The organism is Ruegeria sp. S263 (assembly GCF_056780525.1).
Genome location: NZ_CM165558.1, coordinates 2082480 through 2096037 on the forward strand (window position 1 = coordinate 2082480; position 13558 = coordinate 2096037).

17 protein-coding genes and 1 other RNA gene are annotated in these 13558 nt (G+C 53.9%); 12 read left to right on the forward strand and 6 right to left on the reverse strand.

Annotated features, from left to right (window positions below):
• Positions 1 to 4: 4 nt before the first annotated feature.
• On the reverse strand, positions 5 to 796 hold the full coding sequence (locus tag ACT2B1_RS10405) for a DUF2182 domain-containing protein (protein ID WP_371808246.1): 792 nt from the start codon (positions 794 to 796) through the stop codon (positions 5 to 7).
• Between the two features lie 85 nt (positions 797 to 881).
• On the opposite strand from ACT2B1_RS10405, the gene ACT2B1_RS10410 reads away from it, so the two are divergent.
• From ACT2B1_RS10410 to ACT2B1_RS10440, 7 genes are all read left to right on the forward strand, one after another.
• Positions 882 to 1613 carry a FadR/GntR family transcriptional regulator gene (locus ACT2B1_RS10410; protein WP_171240909.1) on the forward strand — a complete coding sequence of 244 codons (732 nt, stop codon included), beginning with the start codon at positions 882 to 884 and terminating at the stop codon, positions 1611 to 1613.
• 10 nt (positions 1614 to 1623) lie between these two features.
• Positions 1624 to 1986: a DUF4345 family protein gene (locus ACT2B1_RS10415; protein ID WP_171121377.1), complete on the forward strand. Its 363-nt coding sequence runs from the start codon at positions 1624 to 1626 to the stop codon at positions 1984 to 1986.
• 37 nt (positions 1987 to 2023) lie between these two features.
• Positions 2024 to 2370, forward strand: a transfer-messenger RNA (tmRNA) gene (ssrA, locus tag ACT2B1_RS10420).
• A 94-nt stretch (positions 2371 to 2464) separates the two neighbouring features.
• The gene (locus tag ACT2B1_RS10425) at positions 2465 to 2896 is read left to right on the forward strand and encodes an ester cyclase (RefSeq protein ID WP_171121376.1); all 432 of its coding nucleotides are present in this window, start codon (positions 2465 to 2467) and stop codon (positions 2894 to 2896) included.
• 130 nt (positions 2897 to 3026) lie between these two features.
• A complete protein-coding gene (locus ACT2B1_RS10430; protein WP_171240846.1) occupies positions 3027 to 3842 on the forward strand; it encodes a chromate resistance protein ChrB domain-containing protein in 816 nt (271 codons plus the stop codon).
• A complete protein-coding gene (gene chrA, locus ACT2B1_RS10435; protein WP_171240847.1) occupies positions 3839 to 5092 on the forward strand; it encodes a chromate efflux transporter in 1254 nt (417 codons plus the stop codon). The genes ACT2B1_RS10430 and chrA overlap by 4 nt, the downstream gene beginning before the upstream one ends.
• Before the next feature lie 76 nt (positions 5093 to 5168).
• Positions 5169 to 5627: an SspB family protein gene (locus tag ACT2B1_RS10440; RefSeq protein WP_171121373.1), complete on the forward strand. Its 459-nt coding sequence runs from the start codon at positions 5169 to 5171 to the stop codon at positions 5625 to 5627.
• Between the two features lie 17 nt (positions 5628 to 5644).
• Here the strand turns inward: ACT2B1_RS10440 and ACT2B1_RS10445 are convergent, their stop codons facing one another.
• Positions 5645 to 6181, reverse strand: coding sequence for a hypothetical protein (locus tag ACT2B1_RS10445; protein WP_254447346.1), 537 nt, complete (start codon positions 6179 to 6181; stop codon positions 5645 to 5647).
• Between the two features lie 234 nt (positions 6182 to 6415).
• On the opposite strand from ACT2B1_RS10445, the gene fumC reads away from it, so the two are divergent.
• The 4 genes from fumC (at position 6416) to ACT2B1_RS10465 (ending at position 8871) form a co-directional block, all read left to right on the forward strand.
• A complete protein-coding gene (fumC, locus tag ACT2B1_RS10450) occupies positions 6416 to 7810 on the forward strand; it encodes a class II fumarate hydratase (protein ID WP_171121372.1) in 1395 nt (464 codons plus the stop codon).
• Positions 7810 to 7986: a DUF4169 family protein gene (locus ACT2B1_RS10455; RefSeq protein WP_171211531.1), complete on the forward strand. Its 177-nt coding sequence runs from the start codon at positions 7810 to 7812 to the stop codon at positions 7984 to 7986. The genes fumC and ACT2B1_RS10455 overlap by 1 nt, the downstream gene beginning before the upstream one ends.
• Positions 7983 to 8198 (forward strand): ribbon-helix-helix domain-containing protein, encoded by a 216-nt coding sequence (locus tag ACT2B1_RS10460; protein ID WP_171121370.1) that lies wholly within the window; start codon positions 7983 to 7985, stop codon positions 8196 to 8198. The genes ACT2B1_RS10455 and ACT2B1_RS10460 overlap by 4 nt, the downstream gene beginning before the upstream one ends.
• Positions 8199 to 8265: 67 nt before the next feature.
• Entirely contained in the window at positions 8266 to 8871 is a 606-nt protein-coding gene (locus ACT2B1_RS10465; protein WP_481667705.1) for a DNA-3-methyladenine glycosylase I, read from the forward strand.
• Positions 8872 to 8877: 6 nt separating this feature from the next.
• Here the strand turns inward: ACT2B1_RS10465 and ACT2B1_RS10470 are convergent, their stop codons facing one another.
• The 4 genes from ACT2B1_RS10470 to ACT2B1_RS10485 all read right to left on the reverse strand — a co-directional run bounded on the left by ACT2B1_RS10470 (position 8878) and on the right by ACT2B1_RS10485 (position 13208).
• Entirely contained in the window at positions 8878 to 9759 is an 882-nt protein-coding gene (locus ACT2B1_RS10470) for a fructose bisphosphate aldolase (protein ID WP_481667706.1), read from the reverse strand.
• A gap of 72 nt (positions 9760 to 9831) precedes the next feature.
• Entirely contained in the window at positions 9832 to 11181 is a 1350-nt protein-coding gene (locus ACT2B1_RS10475) for a cytochrome P450 (RefSeq protein ID WP_481667707.1), read from the reverse strand.
• A complete protein-coding gene (locus ACT2B1_RS10480) occupies positions 11178 to 12392 on the reverse strand; it encodes a hypothetical protein (RefSeq protein WP_481667708.1) in 1215 nt (404 codons plus the stop codon). Before ACT2B1_RS10480 ends, ACT2B1_RS10475 begins: the two co-directional genes overlap by 4 nt.
• A gap of 63 nt (positions 12393 to 12455) precedes the next feature.
• Complete coding sequence (locus tag ACT2B1_RS10485) at positions 12456 to 13208, reverse strand: cytochrome c biogenesis CcdA family protein (protein ID WP_171121365.1); 753 nt, start codon at positions 13206 to 13208, stop codon at positions 12456 to 12458.
• 105 nt (positions 13209 to 13313) lie between these two features.
• Here ACT2B1_RS10485 and ACT2B1_RS10490 point away from each other — a divergent pair, with 105 nt between their 5' ends.
• The gene (locus ACT2B1_RS10490) at positions 13314 to 13547 is read left to right on the forward strand and encodes a sulfurtransferase TusA family protein (protein WP_171121364.1); all 234 of its coding nucleotides are present in this window, start codon (positions 13314 to 13316) and stop codon (positions 13545 to 13547) included.
• Positions 13548 to 13558: the final 11 nt, after the last annotated feature.

Below are 13558 nucleotides of genomic sequence, written 5' to 3' on the forward strand. Positions count from 1 at the left end.
ATACTTATCCTCCGTAAGCAAAAGGGTAAACGAGCAGAACAAGTCCGCCCGCTATCAGAGCAAACCCCAGCGGCCGCGTCACGGCGTGCCCGATCTGAGGTAGTTTTTCGAAAACCATGAACAGGGTCGCCAGACCCATCCACAACAGGCTCATCACGCCGCCGACAAACCCAAGCGCCATGAAGCCCCAACAACATCCCACGCAAAACGCGCCCAGGCCTAGCCCCATGCGCAGCCCGCCGGAAAACCCTGTTTTCCAATGGCCCAGAAAATAGGTCATCGGGGCGTGGCACACACCATGGCAGACTTCTTTTGCGCGGGTGAATTGGAACGCTCCAACGGCGATAAGTAGCCCGGCAGCAAGTATGTTGGACTTGGAAACGCCCAGCATATCCACCACGCCGCCATACAGAAGAACAAGCTGCACGCCGGTGATGAGCGCGGCAAAGCCGACCCAAACCAGAAAATAGCCGCTAAGAACGCCAAGCCATCCAGCACGCGTACCATCAGCACTGCGGATCAGGTCATCATAACTGCGCAAGGTTGGAACCAGCGTGGGCAGCATCATGGCCGCCATCATAATCGCCCACATCCAGAACAAAGGGCCGAACTCGGCCATGGGCATGTACATATCCATGCGCGGGTCCATGGCTGCCATCGCCTGACCCATCGGGCCCGGGCGGCCAATCCAGTCAAGGTCCATGTCACGGCTCATGGCAAACATCATCCACCACGCCCAAAGGATCAAAGCATAGAAGCCCAGCCAAAAGCCGTTACGTAGAACTGCGCGACTCACTTGTGCCTCCCGACTCAATCCTTGCTTTTCAAATGTCAGACTTTTAAATGTCAGACAAATAATAATTAGAAAAATGTCTAAGATTGTGAAAATCGACCCTCAAAAACCTGTAGATCTCTCCGCGCAGATCGCTCAGGCTATCCGCGACGCGATCATCTCAGGGCAGTTGATCGTTGATGAGCGGTTGCCGTCCGAAGCGGAACTTGCCGATCAATTTCAGGTTTCGCGCCCGACCGTCCGCGAAGCCCTGAAACGGCTTGCTGCACAGTCTCTGATCCGTACGCAGCGGGGCGCGACCGGTGGGGCCTTTGTCAATCGTCTAAGCTTTGAAGACGCGTATTCGCAGCAAATCACGACATCGACCCTTTTGCTGTCTATGAACGCCGTGGACTTCGATACCGCGTGTGAAGCCCGCTATGCGCTGGAACGCGCCTGTGCGCCTTTGTCGGCACAGCGTCGAACAGCGGATCAATTGGCAACGATGCGGGCTGAAATTTTCAGACAAGAACAACCCGGCCTTACGGATGAGGCATTTTGTGCCTCAGACGTGGCCTTTCATCGCGCGTTGGTCGACGGTGCAGGAAATCCGGTTCTGTCCTACCAATTGGCGGGCGCGGTTGAGGCGATGCAGCCCTTGATGAACATGATTACCTTTACGGAAAGATCACGCGAAGAGATCATCTCGCTGCACAGCCGGATCGTGGATGCTCTGCAAGAAAGAGAACCCGACATTGTTGATGAAACACTCGTAAAGCTGGAAAACTATACCCGAAAGCTGGCGCAGGATGTCGCTGATCGGCGCAAAAAAACTGTTTAATGAGGGCATGATGACCACAGGACTTAATGTAATTGCCGCGATCCTGACCATCGGTTTCGGCTTGTTTGGATTCCTTGCCCCGGCCTTCACCGCAGCCTCGCTGGACTTGGCTCCAACCGACAGCAATATGGGGTTGAGCGAAATGCGCGCGTCGGTCGGAGGGCTGTTTGTCGTGACCGGTGCAGTGGTTTTGCTGCTGAATAATCCAATGGGCTATGTGATGCTGGGTGTCGTCTATGCGGGTGCCGCACTGGGGCGGTTCGTATCGGTCGTGCTGGACAATCCACCACTGGTCAAGGCACTGACCTTCGGTGGAATCGAATTGGTCCTGGCGTTGTGGCTGATCCTCGCGAACTTCAACAAGACCACCTAATTATCTAAAATTTATAAGAAAGACTGCAGATGTTTCCGCGTTTGCATCCGGGCGTATGCTCACTTATATAGAGAGAGTCCTTCGGGACTATGGACATAAACGCGCTCGTAATAAGCGGATCGGACCCGGGGGCGGTACCCGGCGGCTCCACCAATATCTCTCGTTTGGGGATCATGGGGCCGAAATAGGATCGACGAACGTCTAAAGGGGTTAGCTTTGTCTCGGCTGTCTGCCACCGTTACCGGCGAAAATAGTACAATTGCAAACGACAATCGTGCTCCGGTTGCAGTTGCTGCGTAAGCAGTAACAAGACCGAAACTTAAGCCCTTGCGCCTAGCCGCGTAAGGCGGGGTTCGCAGGTACCTGGCAACAGAAACCTGCATTTTCCCAAAGTCGCTCCGGAAGTCTTCTGTTCTTATGTTCAGAGTTTATTCACTGATTGCGGTGATGCTCTGTTCATAAAGACAGGAGAACTGAGATGTCGCATGCAGAAGTGCTCAGAGAGTGGTATTCTGAGGTTTGGGAAAACGGCAATACCGACGCAATCGACCAATACTTTGCCCCGGAAGCCATGGCTGAGGGGCTGATCCCGGAAATGCAGGTCGGCGCGGACGAATTTCGCGATTTGGTCATGGCATTTCGGCATATTCTGGGCGACATACAGGTCAACATTCCCAAGATTATCGAGGATGGGGATTGGGTTTCGGCGATTCTGCATGTCAGCACAACCCGGGCCGACAACGGTGCCCCGCTGCAGGCAACCGGAAGCATGATCGGGCGTATCAAAAACGGGCGCGTCGTTGAGGCGTACAACCAGTTTGACTTTATTTCACTGTTCGAGCAGCTCGGCCAATTTCCACAAGACACCCTGCCCGTCTGCATGACAGGTCAAAGGCTGGATTGGGCCTGAGAGTCCCGGCAAGAAATCTTGACCCCCCTGTCCCAAGCACTGTAGCAAGGGGCATGGGGTAAGATTGCGAACGCCCCGTGAGGCGCCTGCCCAAGTTTCGCATGTATCCGACTAACACAGGAAACATGCTATGCCCGCGCCCAATTCGATGACCCCCAAGCAGCTGTTACGATTGATCGGAACACCTCAAGCCCCGGTGTTGGTCGACATTTGCGTCGATGAAGACTTTCAAAAGGACCCTTTCCTGATACCGGGATCGTTCCGCCGTTCCGCCCTTGATTTTGACAGCTTGAAAGAGACCGTTGGCGACCGCCCTGCTGTGATCATCTGCCAAAAGGGCAAGAAACTAAGCCAAGGAGTTGTTTCCTGGTTGCGAAGTGAGGGGGTAGATGCCGAGTATCTGGACGGCGGGATGCATGCGTGGCGGAAAACACCAGATGCGCCACGGATCCCCGCATCAACTCTCTCTGGATTGGGGGGTGAGAATACTCTTTGGGTCACGCGCCATCGGCCAAAGATTGACCGTATAGCCTGCCCCTGGTTGATCCGACGGTTTGTGGACCCCAAAGCGCGGTTTCTGTTCGTAGCCCCGAATGAGTTTCAGAGTGTTGCAGACGCTTTCGAAGCCACCCCCTTTGACGTCGAAAACGTGTTCTGGAGCCACCGTAACGACCAGTGCACCTTTGATACGATGCTGGATGAATTTGCCCTGCGCACCCCAGCATTGGATCGGATGGCAACCGTTATTCGCGCGGCGGATACAAACAGTCATGACCTATCCCCCGAAGCCGCGGGATTGCTGGCGATCTCTGTAGGCCTGTCCCGGCAATACCGCGATGATCACCAGAATCTTGTGGCCGGACTGCAGCTATATGATGCGCTGTATCGCTGGGCACGCGACGGTTTCGAAGAACGTCACGACTGGCCAACGGACAAGAAATCATGACGCCGACTATTGCCGACTTGATCAGGGTTTTCGGACGGATTGGGCTGTTGTCTTTCGGCGGGCCCGCCGCGCAGATTTCGTTGATGCATCAGGAATTGGTGGAAAAGCGTCCGTGGCTGGATGAGCAGACGTATCTTAGGGCGTTGTCCCTGTGCATGTTGCTGCCCGGGCCAGAAGCTATGCAGTTGGCCACATTCGCTGGATGGCGTCTTCGTGGGGTATCAGGCGGTCTGATCGCAGGTGGTCTTTTCGTTCTGCCCGGGGCCCTTGTCATATCGGTTCTGGTTGGGCTCTACGCTGCGTTTGGCACTCTGCCTTTGGTTCAGGCCGGCTTTCTTGGCATTAAGGCGACTGTGATTGTGATCGTGCTGCAGGCTTTGCATAAACTGTCACGCAAGGCTTTGTCGGACACCGAACATCGCATTATCGCCGGGTTGGGGTTTTTGGCAATTTTTGCGTTGAACCTGCCCTTTCCTCTGATCATCCTGGCGGCCGCCGTTTGGGGATACGCACGGTACAAAAATACAGGTGCTCAGGTGAGCTCCTCACCGCCCGTATCGGCGACGCATCCGGTTCGAACCTGCGTAATTTGGTTGAGTCTATGGCTGACCCCTTTGTTTCTGTTGGGACTAGCAGGACAAAAACTGCTGAGTGATCTGGGTTGGTTCTTTGCCCGCCTTGCAGTTGTCACCTTTGGTGGCGCTTACGCAGTCCTTGCGTATATGACACAGACAGTTGTGGACAAGTATCAGTGGATCAACACAGACCAGATGATTGACGCCCTTGGGCTTGCCGAGACAACTCCGGGACCTCTAATTCTGGTAACACAGTTTGTCGCCATGCTGACGGGCCAGATCGAAGGCGGTGTGTCTTTGGCGATCGCAGCAGGTGCAGTCGCGCTTTGGGCGACGTTCGCACCGTGTTTCCTCTGGATATTTCTTGCCGCGCCGTATCTGGAACACTTGGCCGCGCGCCCACGACTGTCCGCTGCGTTGCATGGGATAACGGCGGCCGTAGTGGGTGTGATTCTCAATCTGTCCGTTTGGTTTGGCCTTAATGTTCTGTTTGGCGATATTTCGCAGAAACAGCTGGGCATTGCCTCGGTTCCGTGGCCTGATCCAGCCAGTCTAAATCCGTCGGCGGTAGTGCTGACAATGTTGGCTGGGGTGTTGATATTCAAACTAAAATTTGGCATGGGGCTGACGCTGGCGGTCATGGCTGCGGCTGGTATCGGATTTCATTTTCTTTGAACAACCTGTGAATACGCGGCCTTTCGTTTCCGTTGGAATCCCTTATGCTTGGGGTAATTACTTTTGAGGATGGCACATGTCGCAGGACATTGATTATGGCAACTTGATGCACACCGCCATGCGCGGCCTTATCAAGACTGTTTTGACAGAAGTTTCCGAGCGCGGCCTACCCGGTGCGCATCATTTCTTTATCACTTTTGACACAGGCCACGACGGCGTCGAGCTGGCGGATTGGCTGCGCGAGCGTTACCCCGATGAAATGACTATCGTCATGCAGCATTGGTTCGAAAACCTCGAGGTGGGTGACAACGGATTCGCAATTACGCTGAACTTCGGGGATGCGCCAGAACCCCTTTATATTCCCTACGCGTCGATTAAGACATTTGTGGACCCGTCAGTCGAATTCGGCCTTCGCTTTGAAAGCCCGGAAGATGACGAAGAAATGCCGCACGTCGCCGAGGAAACGATCGAGGTAGAAGAACCTCAGGATCAACATGATGCGGATGTAGTGTCACTAGACAGCTTTCGGAAGTAATTATTCCCGGGCTTGTTCTACTGACGTTTTAGAAAGGTCTCCACCGACCGGGATTTGATCCCATTTCGGAACCTTGAAAATGAAAGGTTTAATCCGCCGTCGGCAAGCGTCCGGTCAAATTGCTGAAGTTCGTATCCGCCGTTTTCGTCAATAAACAACGAAAACACAGTCATAGTGTCCCCTTCGATCCGGCCCCAAACAAAGGGCTCGCCCTGCATCGGGTCCAATGGGACTTCGTGACCGAAGACATTCCGTCTCATTGCGGCAGAATAAACGTCCGACCGTTCGGATTCTTTGAAATCAATCGAAAAAGATTGCTCTTTCACACGGCCATCCGCTTTGTACGTCGTGGTTTTCCAACTGACATTGAAGCCGTCCTTGGTGGCTTGGATTGACACGCTCATATCACGCGGTGTTTCGCTGCCGTCCTGATCCACAACATTCGCCGAACCGACGTAATCGCCAACAAAATCTTCAATGTCTGCGGCGCGGGCCTGAAGGCTGAATAAGAAAACGAAAAGAGTGATGCCCGTGAAAAAGGCGAAGAATTTCAGGGGGTGAAGCCGTGTTAGTTGGGCCACCTTAGCCTCCAAATTTATGATCTGTTTATCTTAGCCTACCCGGTGGCACAGACAATGGCGCGAATTGTCATTGGTTCAAGAAAAATCAGGCACGCGCTTATCTATACCTTTCCATTCCCTAAGTTTAAGGTGCGCGAAACTGGCCGATTGCATGGTGGCTCTGCTGCAGGTAAACGGCATACGACTGTATACACGACGGAGTGACCGATGTCTCAGACCCGCACCGAATCCGATAGCTTTGGCCCGCTGGAAGTTCCTTCTGACAAATATTGGGGCGCGCAAACTCAGCGTTCAATCATGAACTTCCCGATTGGATGGGAAAAGCAGCCCGTCGCCATCGTTCGCGCGCTTGGTGTGATCAAAAAAGCCTGTGCGATGGAGAACAAGGCGATCGGCAAGCTTGACGCCAAGATCGCGGACGCAGTTATTCAGGCCGCTGGCGAGGTGATCGAGGGCAAGTTTGACGACAACTTCCCGCTTGTCGTTTGGCAAACCGGATCGGGTACGCAGTCCAACATGAACTCGAACGAGGTGATTGCGAACCGCGCGATCGAGATTTTGGGCGGCGTGATCGGCTCGAAGGATCCGGTTCATCCCAATGATCACTGCAATATGGGGCAATCGTCTAACGACACCTTCCCAACCGCGATGCACATCGCCACCGCCATGAGCGTGCGCGATGTTCTGCTGCCTGGACTGGAAAAACTGGCGTCGGGGCTCGAGAAGAAATCCGAGGAATTCAGCGAGATCATCAAGATCGGGCGCACGCATACACAGGATGCCACGCCTCTGACACTGGGTCAGGAATTCAGTGGATATGCGCATCAAATTCGTCAGGGTATCGAACGGGTAAAGGCCGCGATGCCCGGAATTTATGAATTGGCACAAGGCGGTACGGCCGTCGGAACCGGCCTGAACACGCATGACGGCTGGAGCGAAGCCGTCGCTGCCAATATGGCCGAGATTACTGATCTGCCCTTCGTCACCGCCCCAAACAAGTTCGAGGCTTTGGCGTCGCACGATGCGATGGTCTTCCTGTCTGGTGCTTTGGCGACCATTGCAGGAAGCTGCTACAAAATTGCGAATGACATCCGCCTGTTGGGCTCTGGTCCGCGCTCGGGTCTAGGTGAACTGATCTTGCCTGAAAATGAGCCCGGATCGTCTATCATGCCGGGCAAGGTAAATCCAACGCAGGCCGAGGCGATTACCCAAGTCGCCGCGCATGTTATGGGCAATGACGCCGCAATCAAATTCGCGGGCAGCCAGGGACATTTTGAACTGAACGTCTATAACCCAATGATGTCCTACAACCTGCTGCAGTCCATTCAGTTGTTGGGCGACGCTGCCGACAGCTTTACCGAGCGCATGTTGATGGGCATTCAGGCTAACGAGCCTCGGATCGAAAAGTTGATGAAAGAATCTCTGATGCTGGTGACCGCTCTGGCCCCCACGATCGGGTATGATAATGCTACGACCGTCGCAAAAACGGCCCACAAGAATGGGACAACCCTCAAGGAAGAGGCGATCGCCCTTGGGTTTGTTGACGAAGAAACCTTTGACGCAGTGGTCCGTCCGGAACACATGATCGGACCCAAAAGCTGATGGGAAAGCCGGTTAACCTCAACCGGTATCGAAAAGAAAAAGCGCGGGCTGAGAAAAAAGCCCGCGCGGATCAGAACTCTGTCGCATTCGGGCGCAGCAAGGCTGAAAAAGAAGTCCTGCAAAAACAACAGGAAAAGCAACGCTCAGACCTCGACAAGCACGAGTTGGATAAATGAGCGGCCGCCCTGTCAAACGATCTTTGACGCTCAAAGGGCACAGGACATCCGTGTCGTTGGAGGATGAGTTTTGGCTGGCGTTTCGGGATATCGCCAAGTCAAAGAATACTCCAATCAATGCGTTAGCTGCGGAAATTGATGTGCAGCGGGACCCAGATGTGGGGCTTGCATCGGCCATCCGCGTTTTCATTCTGAATTGGTACCGGGCCTGACGGAAAGCGGTTGAGTTTTTCGAACATTACTATTTAGTGTCATATGGGAACAAAGGGGGTACATTTAATGAGCAAGACCGTAGCCGGGCCAGATGGCAAACCACGCTGTGCATGGTGTAACTCCGCGCCTGAGTTTTTTGACTACCACGATCAGGAATGGGGTTATCCGGTTGCGGACGACCAGCGGCTATTCGAAAAACTGTGCCTCGAGAGTTTTCAGTCTGGCCTAAGTTGGCGCACGATCTTGTCTAAACGCGAGAACTTTAGAAAAGCGTTTAAACACTTTGATTTCACACAGGTGGCTGAGTTTGATGAGGCTGATGTTAACCGTCTGCTTCAGGACGAAGGGATCGTTCGCCATCGTGGAAAGATCGAAGCTGTTATCAACAATCCCCGGCGTGCCCAGGAACTGGTTGCAGCCGAAGGATCCCTTGCCGCCTACGTCTGGAGGTTTGAGGCTGATACGCCAGAAAACCCGCAAACAGCTTCAACATCGCCAGAATCTATTGCGATGTCGAAAGACCTTAAGAAACGGGGGTGGAAATTTGTAGGGCCAACAACGGTATTCGCCTTTATGCAGGCGATGGGTCTGGTGAACGACCATGCTGTTGGTTGCATCATGCGCGAAAAAGCGGCGCAGTTGCGCCGCGATTTCACGAAACCAGTAAGCTAACCGATTTTAGACGGAGGCTTTGAAAATCTTGTCGATGTTCCCACCCAAAGCGGTGTTGAACTCTGCATCGGACTGTTGCTTTGAAAGGCCTTCGGTCAAGGCGCGTGAGAAAGACGCGATCATCTTTTCATTTTGATCCAGCAGATCACAGGCTTGCTCGGTTGAGTACCCACCTGACAAGGCCACTACACGGACGACGCGTGGATGATCGGCCACTTCATCGTACAAGTTGGCTTGGCTGGGGATAGTCAGTTTAAGCATCACATCCTGCCCATCCTGCAACTGATCCAGATTCTTCAGGATTTCGGCTTTCAGGATGTCCTCGGCTTCAGCTTTGGTCGCAGAGTTAATATTTACTTCTGGCTCAACAATCGGAACCATACCGCCGGCGACAACCTCACGGGCGACGTCGAACTGTTGGGCGACAACGGCCGCAATGCCTTCGGCGTTTGCTTCGTGAATGACCGAGCGTTCTTTGGTGCCAAACACACCCTCTGCTTTGGCCAGCGTTTCGGCCAGCCCCGGGATAGGCTTCATCATCTGAACGCCGTTCGCTTCGTCCTCTAACCCTTTGTCGATCTTAAGAAAAGGAACGATTCCCTTGACCGACCATAGGTAGTCGGCGACGGGGCGCCCGTCGATCTGTTCGGACAGAGTGCGTTCAAACAGGATTGCGCCAATCACCTTATCCTTGGTGAAATCATTACCCAGAATAATCCGAGCGCGCATCTTCTGGATTTCACCAAACATCTCTTCATCCGAAGAATAGTCCGATGCCTCGACCCCATAAAGCGCCAGTGCCTTGGGGGTTGAACCGCCACTTTGATCCAAAGCGGCAATAAAGCCCGCTCCGTTAGACATTTGTTCGCGCTGTTCTGATTTGGACATAAGACTTTCCCGTTCGAAATGATTCCGCTGTTTTCAACCGCATACAGCAAGGCGTCGGATGTTGATAGGCGTTTAGCGCTCACGCACGCGCAACCAAATCCCATCTTTCGATCTGACCGTAAGATGGGCAACGGGTACGGGTTCGCGCCCCTCAATCAGCTCAAAGCGGAAGGATTTCAGAAGCATCGACAACAACAAAGGCCCCTCGATCATCGCAAATCCGGCACCCGGGCAGACGCGCGCGCCCGCCGAGAAGGGAATAAAGGCATCCCTTTGACATGAGCGTCCGTTTTCGGTTTCCCATCGGGCCGGATCAAATGCGTCCGGGTTTTCCCACAATCGCTCGTGCCGGTGAAGATGCCAAGGACTGATAACTATTTGCGATCCTTCTGAAACCACCCGGTCCCGAAACGTTACCGGGCAGGTATTCTCGCGGACCATCATCGGAACCGGCGGATACAATCGCAATGCTTCGCGAAACACGTCCCGACTGAGTTTCAACCGGGGAATGGTCGTGAAACCTTGGTCGAAAAGGCTTTGCGCTTCGTTGGCGACATTGTCCTGCCAATCTGGGTACAACGCCATCAGATAGAGGGTCCAGGCCAATGCAGAAGCACTGGTTTCATGACCGGCGAGGAAAAAGATGGCGACCTGATCCACCATTTCATCTTGCCCAAAGCATTGCCCCGTTGCCGGGTCGGGCGTGGTCATGATCTTGGTGGCCAGGTCGTTCGGGGCGCAACCAGCGGCGATTTGTTTCGCGCGGTCAGCCGTAAGCTGTTTGATCAGAAACCTGATCTCCTTGGCATTTCGTTTGGTTTCGGACGAATGAAATCGCGGGGCCCACTTTGGCAGTGGAAAAAGGGCTGCAAGGTTCAGCAGAGGTTGCGCGCGCTGATACCTGTGAAATTTATCAAACACTTCGGCTGCGATCTTGTGGTCAATCGGGACTGAGAACAGCGTCCTAAAGATGACATCCGCCGCCGCGTAGCTGGTGAACTGTTCACATTCCAATTCAGTGCCCGCAAGAGGCCGCAACCGCTCGACCGCAGCATTCGCCGCGTCCAGCATTGCTGGATACGTGTCTTTCAACCGGCCTCCGTCAAATGCCGGGTCGATAATGCGCCTCTGGCGTTTCCAAGTTTTGCCATTGGTCAGGAACACCGAATTTCCTAACAATGGGCGAAGCCCTTCGCTGATCCGTTCCGATTTCGGAAACTGATCAGGTTGCTTTTTCAAAACTTTATCAACAAGTTCAGGTTGGTTGATCAGGTATGACCTGAAGAACGGGGTTCGAAACTCTGCCATCCACGCCCGGTACAGACGATGCGGTTGTGCTGACAGGATATCTTTTCGAAAGAGTTTGAAGTAGCGCCAAAGCGAGACCTTGTCGGGGCGCGAGGCTGGCTTTGGCGGGGTCATGCTTGCACCGACCTGAATTTTGACACTGGTGCGTCTATCCGGGACTTTGAAGGCGCACGCCCTTCATATCTTTGCGCCAATGTCATTGGACCGGCGGTAATCCGAAAATAGTCATATGTCCCCACCCGGTCGAACGCGCAAAGGTACTGAAAGTGCAAGCGAAAGAAACGCCAGCGGAGCTCTTTCCAACGCTCGGCGGACAGCGTTTGCGTGAAGGCCGCCGACAGAACAAGTGGCCATTTCGACCTGTCCGTTCCAACACCCGAAACCGCAACCGGATCGCAAAGTGCAAATGAACACCCATCTCCGGGCGCTGAAACGTCCAGCCATGTCAGATCGTCCCGCTGAGACAGATAGCGAAGGTCACTACGCAAATTATGCGCGCCCGGTAAAAACGACACCATGGGAACGACCTGTCCCAACGTAAGAAACGAAAGCTCTGGCCCTTTTGCCGGACGATCTGTTGACCGTAAGACCTGCGCCAGCACACTAACTCCGAGATGTGCCCCTGAACTGTGTCCTACGACCAGAATTTCGTCGGCATCTGTTTTCAGGGCTTCCGCTATCAGCGCACTAAATTCTGACAGACGAGTTTCGAGGGCATCCGGCGTCACTCCTTTTTCAGATGCCGAATAGGCGTAGTCGTGCATCAAGTAGTAGGCAAACAACTTGTTGTCTGCCTTTCGAAACCACCTCAACAGACCGTAGCCGGTCAGAGCCGCCGGCAGGATCGCGAACCAAGATGCAACTGGCATGAGAATAGCCGTCAGAGCCCATGCTGCACCGAACGCCAGAAACAGTTGAAACAGCAGCATCGCTACGGGATACAGCGCGGCAATCACGGGGCCTTTTCGCAAACGCATCAGCCGCCAAAGCGTTCCGGTAGAGATGTAAACCCACGCTGTTTGTGCCAGTTGCAAGTAGGTCGCGAGGATCGAATTGGACATGCTTTCCCGAACGATGTCGGACCAGACCAGAACCTCGACATCGCTTTGGACTTGTGCACCATCCTGTTCCGAGCGCACATGCCAGCCATATGGCCCTTCGCCCGACTTGGCGGATACGGATATCTCGAAACCCGAGAGTTTGGCCTGAACAGTGCTTTCCTTGCGGTACAGCTCACGATACCTGCGTGGATGGATCGGGTCGTATCCGGGAATGTAGAACACCCGGCGTTTGCGAACCCGTGATTGTTTGGCCTGACTGCTCATGATCTTACCTTCTGCCACGCAAGTTACCGCAGCATTACCGACAAGGTAAGACAGATCAGGTCATTAACCGAAATTCGCCAGTGCCGGGAAGGTTTCCAGCAACCACCAACTGAATTCGGTAAACAAGCCGGTGATCAGCATGATGCCGACAAACAACAGCAAGCCACCCATGACTTTTTCAATCGTCGCCATGTGCGGTTTGATCTTGTTCATCACAGTCATCGAGCGGTTTAGGAACATAGCCGCCAGAAGGAAGGGTATTCCCAGCCCCGCCGCATAGACCCCCAATAGCAGCGTTCCACGCGCCACGGACGCTTCGGATGCAGCAAGAGACAGAATCGCGCCCAATTGGGGACCAATGCAGGGCGTCCATCCAAAGGCAAACGCAAGACCCAGAATGTAAGCACCAAAGACCGAGCCACCTGAATCACCGGTTTCGATACGGGCCTCTCGGTCAAGAAACGGAATTCGAAACACGTTCAGGAAATGCAAACCAAAGACAATCACAACCGCGCCAGACAGTTTGGCGAAAAGAACCTGATTCTGCAGTACAAACGCGCCAAAGGCAGACGCTGTAAAACCCAACAGCAGGAATACCGTTGAAAGACCCAGAACAAAGAACAAGGCCGTCAGGGTCGCCTTTCGACGTGCCTGCGCCTGATCCTGCATGTCGTTGATGGACACGCCGCTCATATACGCCAAATATGGTGGTACAATTGGTAAAACGCAGGGTGACAAAAAGCTAATCAGGCCGCCCAGCATCGCGATGAACATGGCAGGCAAAAGGCCCGCGTCTATGATGTCAATTCCGAACATGACTCAGCACATAAGTTATGACTCCGCCGACGTCACGGGGCAATTCGGTCACATCCTCGTGGTTGCATGCTGGACACCCGATAAAACTGGAAATATTTGATATTCATGTCTGACACGCCGGAAACACTCGACGCATTGGGGCTGTTGTGCCCCCTGCCCGTGCTCAAAGCGCGCAAACGGTTGAAATCTATGCCGAAAGGGTCCTTGTTGCGCATTCTGGCCGACGACCCCGCTGCTGTTGTTGACGTTCCACATTTCTGCGCCGAAAGTGGACACGTGCTTATCTCGCAAGAGGATTCAGACGGGCACCAGATCTACGTCATTCAAAAGACGGGCTGACAAAAAACCAC